Consider the following 2,033-nt stretch of genomic DNA (forward strand, 5'->3'; position numbering starts at 1 on the left):
ACCGAGAGAGCCTGCGCGTTGTCATGCCCATTAGTGTTTCATGGTCAGCCTGCAACTATGGAGGCAGGCGGCCTTGGATGCTCTGCCCATATTGTGCAAGGCGGGTTTCGGCCCTGCACCTGTCCAGCAATTCCAGACATCTTGCGTGCCGGCATTGCTTCAACATGACCTATGAAAGCAGAAACGTGGACGCCATAGGCCGGTCATGGATGAGAGAAGAAAAGCTGTTGAAGCGGATTGGTGGGAGTTGCGGAGGTAGTTTTTCCTCACGCGACCCGTCCCGGCCTAAGGGGATGCACAGCACTACGTATCGTCGCATCCATGAGGCCGCTTTCGATGAAATGTGGCGACGTGAGGAGGTTCTAAACGATTTCTGCATGGCGCGGTTCGGGTGCCGGTGGGGCTGATTTTGTAAGCAGATGCGCGTGTGTACGAGGTTGCCACCTCTGAGTGTGTAAACATGAAAGTTACGCCTTCTATCAGCTCCGCGGCTATGATACGCGTCACTCCAAAGTCCTTTTGGTCATCTGGGCGCTTGATGAAAGGACACAGAAAAATCTGGGCAGCTTATTCAAAAATCAAATCCGCAATCCACGGACGGCCGACAGAGAAAGAGTAACAATGCATTTTACCCAAACCTTTGATGCGCACTCTTTTTTAGATACGTTTGGAAGCTATCTATCTGCCTTTTTATTTGGGACGTTAATCGGAGCGGAACGCCAGTTTCGCCAACGAACAGCCGGGCTGCGCACTAATGCGCTAGTTGCAATTGGTGCATCAGCCTTCGTTGATCTGGCTGAACGCATTGGCGGAGACACCTCTGCCATTCGCGTAATTGCGTATGTCGTATCAGGAGTCGGATTTCTCGGTGCTGGCGTCATCATGAAAGATGGTCCAAATGTACGAGGCTTGAACACTGCCGCAACACTATGGTGCTCAGCAGCCATCGGTGCCTGCACGGGGTGTGACATGATTGCAGAGGCAGCACTTCTGACCGTCTTTATTCTTAGTGCCAATACGATATTGAGAGTTTTGGTCAAATGGATTGATCGACGCCTGCCGCCACAGATTGATGCAGTAGATCAGGAATCAGGTTTCTAACCGGACTTTTTGGAGTGGGGCAGATTTTCTGAACAGCTAGTTCTCTGCGACATATTAGACGGTATGAGGAATTTCGCGACCAATACGCGCGCGAGCGCGAGTGGCTGGAATGGGGTGGTGAAACGCCACCTCATCTGCGCTTCGGCCCTCTTGAAAAAACATGAAATCGAAAGCGTCAGCCTGTTATCAAATGTTAAGGTTGAGCAAGCCGCCATTCGGGCTGGATACAGTGAGAAAACCGCAGGCCAAGCCGCCTCCAATCTATTTAAAAAGTTGAAATTCAGAACGCGATTTCAGACATTGGGTCCACTGGAAATTGTTGACAAATGTTGACATTCAAAGCGCCATTTCAGAGACAACCCAAGGTTTAATTCAGCCAGAAATTTTAATTCGCACACGCAAAAAAAATGGGGAGGTGTTCGGTCCACACGTAAGCCGGTTTCAACCTTTTGACCCTCTATACCCCTCCGTCTGATTTAACCCCCATTTTCTTATGAGAACCCTATCAGACACAAACTCCCCGGTCCTTATAAGAAAACCCCAATGAAATGATTTCGGGCGAAACCGGCAGCATACACGTGCCGAATTTGCTGGTTGGTCCGACTGGTCCGACCGGAACGACCGAAAAAAACAATACCGGATTGGATTTTGCCTCATACCCGGCATTGCGTTGACCACGCCTCCATGAGCGGGCGGCGCTGTTCCAGAAGGTCAGTCCTACGGTAAGCGGCTTCAACCTTGTTCTCTATGGCATGGGCAAGAGCCATCTCCGCCACATCACGCGGGCAAGCATTGGTGTCAGAAGTCCAGTCCCTGAAGGTGGAACGCAGGCCGTGAACAGTGACATCCTTTGTCTTGGCTGCAAGGTGAAGGGCTTTACTCAAGGCGTAAGCACCCGGCGACTGCCGCCTTGCTGAATATTTCTATTCTGG

General features: G+C 51.1%; 3 protein-coding genes and 1 pseudogene. 3 read left to right on the plus strand and 1 reads right to left on the minus strand.

From position 1 onward, the window contains the following. The 3 genes from Abin_RS15650 to Abin_RS10235 all read left to right on the plus strand — a co-directional run. Window positions 1-407, plus strand: a 407-nt coding sequence (locus tag Abin_RS15650) for a hypothetical protein (protein WP_219810483.1), incomplete at its 5' end; no start/stop codon positions are given. A 43-nt stretch (window positions 408-450) separates the two neighbouring features. Then, window positions 451-1,101: an MgtC/SapB family protein gene (locus Abin_RS10230; protein ID WP_255319443.1), complete on the plus strand. Its 651-nt coding sequence runs from the start codon at window positions 451-453 to the stop codon at window positions 1,099-1,101. A 117-nt stretch (window positions 1,102-1,218) separates the two neighbouring features. Beyond that, window positions 1,219-1,434, plus strand: coding sequence for a terminase small subunit (locus Abin_RS10235; RefSeq protein ID WP_158319913.1), 216 nt, complete (start codon window positions 1,219-1,221; stop codon window positions 1,432-1,434). Window positions 1,435-1,754: 320 nt separating this feature from the next. On the opposite strand, the pseudogene Abin_RS10240 reads toward Abin_RS10235, so the two are convergent. Continuing rightward, window positions 1,755-1,988 (minus strand): annotated as a pseudogene (locus Abin_RS10240) (integrase); the annotation flags it as partial. Window positions 1,989-2,033 lie beyond the last annotated feature (45 nt).

This window comes from Acetobacter indonesiensis (assembly GCF_000963945.1).
Lineage (GTDB): Bacteria > Pseudomonadota > Alphaproteobacteria > Acetobacterales > Acetobacteraceae > Acetobacter > Acetobacter indonesiensis.